Origin of the sequence: Microtetraspora niveoalba (genome assembly GCF_001570405.1) — a bacterium.
Taxonomy (GTDB): Bacteria; Actinomycetota; Actinomycetes; order Streptosporangiales; family Streptosporangiaceae; genus Microtetraspora; species Microtetraspora niveoalba.
Genome location: NZ_BBYM01000091.1, coordinates 1 through 837, shown reverse-complemented (window position 1 = coordinate 837; position 837 = coordinate 1). Strand labels below are relative to the sequence as shown.

1 protein-coding gene is annotated in these 837 nt (G+C 58.9%); it reads left to right on the top strand.

From position 1 onward, the window contains the following. Nucleotides 1-371 precede the first annotated feature (371 nt). Nucleotides 372-788: an ester cyclase gene (locus AWQ70_RS37110; protein ID WP_067186906.1), complete on the top strand. Its 417-nt coding sequence runs from the start codon at nucleotides 372-374 to the stop codon at nucleotides 786-788. Nucleotides 789-837 lie beyond the last annotated feature (49 nt).

Below are 837 nucleotides of genomic sequence, written 5' to 3'. Positions count from 1 at the left end.
GATCGAGGTTAGTGTTTGTGTTTGCCGCCCGGATTTCTATGCACGCCGGAAAATGGGTCGCGTAGCTTCTCGCCTGTGTCATTCCGTCTGGGTGACGGTGACTTCTTGCAGTTCCGTTCTACATCAGTGGGACGACTATTTGCAGGTCAGAGTTCCACGACGCGAATTGCCGCCGCGTCTGACAACGGCGTCCCGTTGCGTCCAATGGCGTCTGGCTGCGTCCGTAGACGTCCGCCTGTACTGGGACATGAGTAAGGGAGCTGTCACCCTCCGGTAAGGCTGGCAGCTCCCTCGCGGACCGGAAGACGTCCTGGACGTCTTGGGCGTCTGCATATCTGGTGGCCATAGGGGCCGCCGGATACGGTCCTTACATGACCGACTCAGAGGAAGCCATCAGCAGGCGCAACGCAGATGTCGTCCTGCGATACTTGCGGGTATTTGAGACGCGGCAGGTTGCTGAACTTGAAGAATTGGTAGCCGAAGACGTGCTTGTCCATGGTGCTGGTCATCACGTACAGGGGCGTCAGTATCCTGCCGGATCGGTGATGACCCCAGGTCTTTCCAACTGTCGCGTGCAGGTGCATGACCTCTTTGCAGCGCGGGACCGCGTCACTGTCGCATTTACGCTGACCTACACCCACGACCGTACCGGGCGTGACCTCACAATGACGGGCGTCAAGTCCTACCGCCTACAGGACGGACGGATAGTCGAATTCTGGGGCGAGACTGATTTGTACGGTCTCCTCCGCCAAGCTGGCCTCGTATCTGAGCAGATTCCGCCCTTTTGACGCCGCGGATTTGCAGGTGCTCAGTCCTCCCGCCAGATTAGCCTCGATC